Here is a 6,107-nt window from a genome sequence, read left to right as displayed (position 1 = left end):
GGTTCAAGTTTATCTGAAAGCAGTACGCCACGGAATGCATCGACCACAGCTGCTGGCAATTCAACTTCACCACCCGCTTGTACTTTTTCAACGTTTGCACGAATATATTTTGCCAACAACATTTGGCCTGCATCCCAACGAGCGAACTCATTGCGCGCATTAACCATTAAGAAAATCAGCTCTTGGTCAGAGTAGTTGTACTCCAACTTAACCGGTGCAGAGAACTCACGCAGCAACGATGGCACTGGGCGCTCAGCAACAGACTCAAATACAAATGTCTGTTTAAGCTCAGTAACATTAAGCACATTGTTAACTTGCTCACCGTTACAATGTAACTCGATCACATCTCCGTTTTGAGCATATAATTCTACATCAAAAGGAATGTGCAGTGCTTGTTTGTCTGACTGATCTTGCGTTGGTTCAGTAGATTGTTCAACCGTTAGCGAATAAGTCTGCTCAGCCTGGTTGTATTCACTACTTACTTTAAGCGTCGGCGTACCGGATTGGCTATACCACAAACGGAACTGCTTTAAGTCAACACCAGATGCGTCTTCCATCGCCGCGACAAAATCTTCACACGTAGCTGCTGTGCCATCATGACGTTCGAAGTAAAGCTTCATACCCTTTTGGAAACCCGCTTCGCCCAGCAAAGTGTGCATCATGCGAATCACTTCACTGCCTTTCTCATACACTGTTAATGTGTAGAAATTATTCATTTCGATAACTTGTTCAGGGCGAATCGGGTGAGACATCGGACTCGCATCTTCAGCAAACTGAGGACCGCGAATGATGCGCACATTGTTAATACGGTTTACCGCTCGAGAGCCAAGATCCGATGAAAACTCTTGGTCGCGGAATACGGTCAAACCCTCTTTTAAACTTAGCTGGAACCAGTCGCGACAAGTCACTCGGTTGCCTGTCCAGTTATGGAAGTACTCATGGCCAATGACGGCTTCAATGCCAAGGTAATCTGTGTCCGTCGCCGTTTTCTCATTCGCTAATACGAACTTAGAGTTAAAGACATTAAGGCCTTTGTTCTCCATCGCGCCCATATTGAAGAAGTCGACCGCCACAATCATATAGATATCGAGATCGTACTCTAGGCCAAATCGCTGTTCATCCCACTTCATTGAGTTAATCAAAGAAGTCATTGCATGTGGTGCTCGGTCTAAGTTGCCTTTATCAACAAAGATTTCTAACTCTACGTTGCGACCAGATTGCGTCACATACTTATCACGCAGTACATCAAAATCACCAGCAACTAACGCAAACAGATACGCTGGTTTCGGATGTGGGTCTTGCCACTGCACCCAGTGGCGGCCGCCTTCGAGATCACCTTGCGCTACACGGTTACCGTTACTGAGCAAGAATGGGTATTCTGCTTTATCGGCAATCACTTTTGTGGTGTATTTCGCCAACACATCTGGGCGGTCCATGTAATAAGTGATGCGACGGAAACCTTCTGCCTCACACTGAGTGCAGAACGCGCCACCAGATTTGTATAGCCCTTCAAGTACTGTATTCGCTTCAGGGTCAATCAAAGTTACGATTTTTAATTCTGCTTGTGCTGGAAGCTGATGTAATGCGAGACCGCCATCTATTTCTTCAAACGAAGTCCAAGCTTCACCATTTACGTGAATACTTTGCAGTTTTAAATCTTCTCCATCTAAACGAAGCGTTGTGTCATCTTTAAGCTGTTTGACTTGAGAAACAGCTGTAACCGTTGTTTCGTTGTCGTAAAGGTCGAATGTAAGATCGATATCAGTGATGGTATGAGAGGGTGACTGATAGTCTTTGCGGTATTTGGCTTGAGGAGCCTGAGCCATGTCTAATTCCTTCTGACTAATTTCAATTTCATTTGCTTTATAATGCGAAGCAAGATGTTCATTGTGTGTTAGCTTACAACTCCCAACGAAAAAAAACGAGGCTCTGTTAAGAAATACCTCGTTTTTTATCTATTGTTGACGTCGAAATCAAACAGTTTGACTGGTTAGGTAACCAATACCGCAGTTTTATAACATAGTTAGTGCATTACCTAACCCGATCAAGAACTGCGTACAATGCCCCTTCTTCCATCTCTAGCGTCAGAGTATCTTTATTTAATGTATATCGAGTTTCATGTTCACCGTTTTCGTACAATAAAACAAGGTGCTCACCTTCTGTATAGTAAACACCCCGGTGTACAGCCTCATCTCCGTCGTCATTTCTAACGCGGAACATAAACACGAAATCTGGCTGAAGGATGAGGTCTAGTTTATCCACATCACTCGACAAAGCATCATCACCTTCAAAGTGCGCACTTGACCACATGCCAGCTAAAGAATTCGACAAGGCTTTAGTGAACGTCACGCCATTTAGGTTTAGAAGGTTGTGATTGGAAGAGTATTGATAAACCTGAGGCTCAGAGGATTCTAAACCAAGGATGATGGTATCTTCACTGGCAGTATACAGCCCTTCCCAGTGATCCACTGAGTAGTCACGTTTTTGAATATCAATCTTGAAAGTGTAATCGGAGCCAAGCGTTAACTTAATCGCCAAAAAGTTTTCTTGCGATTGATCTGGGGTTGGGTTGACTAAATACCAGTCACCTAATAAAAATGGGTGATCAAATTGGGTGAGGTCACTGTTGTCACGAACCCCGTTACCTAGCACTGAGAAGCTGAAAATCAGCGATAGTAAAACAATCAATCTCATAGCGTGCTCCTTACTTTTTTTCTTTAAGCTTAGGCACACAACGTTTATTTAGCGAAAAAATTGATCTAAATCACATTAATTATTTCCATAAAAAAAGCGAACCCGATTTGGTCCGCTTATTTAATTTATTGATAGATATTAAGATTTAATCATATCCACCATGATGGCAACTGACTCATCCAAATACGCATCTGGCACCTCATAATCTTTAGGTACATCATCAAGAGACTTAAATGGCTCTTTACCTTCAGACTTCTGACGCTGATTTATTCTGCTTAAACGTCGCTCATCTGCTTCATCACTTTCAGCCTGACGAGTTTTCTTATTTAGAGACAGAGTATTGTCGTCTTTCTCAGCCTTGTACTTAGCAATATCTTCAGCAATAAAACCAAACTCCATATCATTAGCGATACGCGCTTCATGCTTAATGGCTAGAGCACTGATCAAATCTTCGTTACGCTGTAACACATTATATTTGGCTTTGTCGATACTATCCCAAGGAAGAGCATTATCTTCAACACTTTCGCCCGTTTCACTTGGATCAACGGCTGTTGGATAAGCTATGTCTGGAGCAACACCTTTGTTCTGTGTGCTACCACCATCGATTCGGTAGAATTTCTGAATCGTGTATTGCACATAGCCAAGCTCCTTATCGAACAGATCGTAGATTTTGCCCAAGGTGCGGTGCTGTTGAACTGTTCCTTTACCAAACGAGTTTTCACCTAGAATGATTGCACGACCATAATCTTGCAAAGCTGCCGCAAAGATTTCTGATGCTGAAGCACTGTTGCGATTGATTAAAACGCTCATTGGACCGCTGTAGCTAATTTGATCATCAAAGTCGCCTTTTACGTTGACTCGACCATAACTGTCTCGTACCTGAACGACCGGACCGCTCTTGATAAATAGCCCTGTAAGAGCAGATGCTTCCGTTAACGCGCCACCACCATTGTTACGAAGGTCGACGATAATGCCGTCAATGTTCTGCTGTTTGAGCTCAGTAATCAGCTTATCTGTATCTTTTGCCAGTCCGACATAGAAGCTCGGCACTTCAAGTACGCCAATTTTCTTACCGTCTAGCTCAATCACTTCAGACTTAACCGCTCGGTCTTCTAAACGGATTTTATCTCGCACTAACGTAATCACAGATGTTTTAGCATCTTTACCCTCTGGCAAGATCTGCAAATTAACTTTGGTGCCTTTTGGACCTTTGATCAGTTGAACAACGTCATCCAATCGCCAGCCAATAACATCAACGATATCTTCACCGTCTTGGCCGACACCGATAATACGGTCGCCTTCACCAAGCTGTTTACTATTTGAGGCAGGGCCACCAGCAACGAGTGAACGAATAACCGTGTAATCGTCTGTCATCTGCAGTACTGCACCAATCCCTTCCAGAGACAGGTTCATCTCTGTTTGGAACTGCTCGGCATTACGAGGGGATAGATAACTGGTATGTGGATCCACTTCACGAGCAAACGCGTTCATGTAGAACTGAAACACATCTTCACTATGGGTTTGGCTAAGTCGTTTCAGCGCATTATTGTAACGCTTACCGAGAACTTCTTTAACCTCATCCCACTCTTTGCCTGTAAGTTTCAGATTTAGAGCGTCATACTTGACTCTCTTTCGCCACAGCTCATCAAGCTCCGCTGTGTCTTTTGGCCAAGTTGCTTCACTACGATCAAGCTCGATACTCTCATCAACATCAAACTTCATCTCTGTATCAAGAAGCTTGAGTGCATGAACAAATCGTTCATAGCGACGCTTCATCGATAGATTATATAGTTCGAACGCGATTTGTGTATCGCCTGACTTTAATTGATCGTCGATAGAGTCTTGCCACTTAGAAATGGTATCAATATCAGCTTGAGTAAAGACGTTTTTGTTATAGTCCAAAGAATCAACATATCGCCAAAATATCTTGCGCGATAGCTCGTCATTAAGTCTGATGTGCTTGTAGTGGGAACTGGTTAGTTTTTCTTCAACACGCTTACTGGCAGTGGCATGTTGGCTTTCAGCAGCAAGGACAGGTAAGTCCTCAAGGGCGATTTTTGCTTCTAGAGCATAGGCTGAAGAAGCTGCTAGCAATAAGCTAGCAGCAATCAGCGACATTTTTGAACGGCATTTCATGCGTAGGAGTATCTCCTTTATGCGCGTAGGTGCTCCGCTTTTACAACCATTTGTAGGCCGTTAGACAGTTGAACACGCACATCTTCCTTATTGATTTCAACGATAGTCGCAGCCATGTTTCCTTTGCCCATATTGACGTTAACTTGATTGCCGACTGTGATTTCATCAGCGTTCAGAGCGCGCGTTTCTACCGGCTTGCTGGCTTTTTGTACTTTATTCTGTTGCGGACGACGAGCTTGTGGCTTCTTCGCCGCAGGCTTAGCTTTTGCCTTGCCTTCTTCACGTGCTTTCTGTGCTTGCTCTTTACGACGAGCTTGCACTTTAGCCTTACTCTCAGCCAGTGCTGTCTTTGCGTGTTCTACGTGTTCCTCATCTAGCTCACCTGCTGGATTGCCATCTAAATCTACACGTACTGCACCTGGCTTAACACCGTGTAGGTAACGCCATGATGAAGTGTATTGTCTTAACGCTGCACGAAGTTGAGTCTTGCTAACTTTTGGGTCGTCCGTTAGACGATCCGCAAGATCTTGAAAAATACCAATTTTAAGCGGTTTTGCTTCACCTTCTAAAGTAAAGCACTTAGGGAAACATTCAGCAATATATGCGATAACTTCTTTGCTGTTTTTTAACTTTTCAGTGTTTTCCATGTGGATTCCTGGTTATTGCGGCTTGTCCGCGAGCATTAAGATTTGAATATTTGAGGTATTATAGTGACCTGCAAGCGAAAAACCACACTCAATGGACAATTTATGCCTTGATAGCGTGTGAATTAAGCAGCTTTTCTACTTCGCTCATCAAAAATGTCAGTCCTTGCTGATCAATTTCGCTGAATCGGCCTACTTTCGGGCTATCGATATCTAGCACTCCAGCCACCTCTCCATTAATAGAAAATGGAATGACGAGCTCAGAGTTGCTTTCCGCGTCGCAGGCGATGTGTCCTTCAAATTCGTGGACATCATAAATCCGTTGCACACTGTTGGTCGCAACCGCAGTTCCACACACACCACGTCCAACCGGAATGCGCACACACGCAGGCTTACCTTGGAAAGGACCGAGCACCAACTCGCCCTCTTTCATTAAATAGAACCCAACCCAGTTGAGGTCTTCAAGCTCCATGTTCAATAACGCGCTAACATTCGACAAATTAGCAATAAGATCAGTTTCTGACTCGATTAATGCCGCTGCTTGCTTGGTTAAGCGGTGGTAATGTTCTATTTTCATTGTTACATCCTTTTGAAAATTAGAGACTTCTAACATGAATCTGCGTACAATCGCCG

The 6,107-nt window shown here is 43.7% G+C and carries 5 protein-coding genes; all 5 read right to left on the bottom strand.

The annotated features are described in order from the left end of the window. Positions 1-1,826: aminopeptidase N (gene pepN / locus QTO00_RS12765; RefSeq protein WP_331425147.1), on the bottom strand; the 1,826-nt coding region annotated here is incomplete at its 3' end. 205 nt (positions 1,827-2,031) lie between these two features. Then, positions 2,032-2,694: a hypothetical protein gene (locus QTO00_RS12760; protein ID WP_331425146.1), complete on the bottom strand. Its 663-nt coding sequence runs from the start codon at positions 2,692-2,694 to the stop codon at positions 2,032-2,034. Positions 2,695-2,832: 138 nt separating this feature from the next. After that, a complete protein-coding gene (gene prc / locus QTO00_RS12755; RefSeq protein WP_331425145.1) occupies positions 2,833-4,830 on the bottom strand; it encodes a carboxy terminal-processing peptidase in 1,998 nt (665 codons plus the stop codon). 17 nt (positions 4,831-4,847) lie between these two features. Continuing rightward, the gene (gene proQ / locus QTO00_RS12750) at positions 4,848-5,477 is read right to left on the bottom strand and encodes an RNA chaperone ProQ (protein ID WP_038203106.1); all 630 of its coding nucleotides are present in this window, start codon (positions 5,475-5,477) and stop codon (positions 4,848-4,850) included. A 100-nt stretch (positions 5,478-5,577) separates the two neighbouring features. Next, positions 5,578-6,051: a GAF domain-containing protein gene (locus QTO00_RS12745; RefSeq protein ID WP_331425144.1), complete on the bottom strand. Its 474-nt coding sequence runs from the start codon at positions 6,049-6,051 to the stop codon at positions 5,578-5,580. Positions 6,052-6,107 lie beyond the last annotated feature (56 nt).

This window comes from Vibrio sp. M260118 (assembly GCF_036533755.1).
Classification (GTDB): Bacteria; Pseudomonadota; Gammaproteobacteria; order Enterobacterales; family Vibrionaceae; genus Vibrio.
The sequence above is the reverse complement of the archived record's forward strand: the minus strand, read 5'-3'. Positions and strand labels throughout refer to the sequence as shown.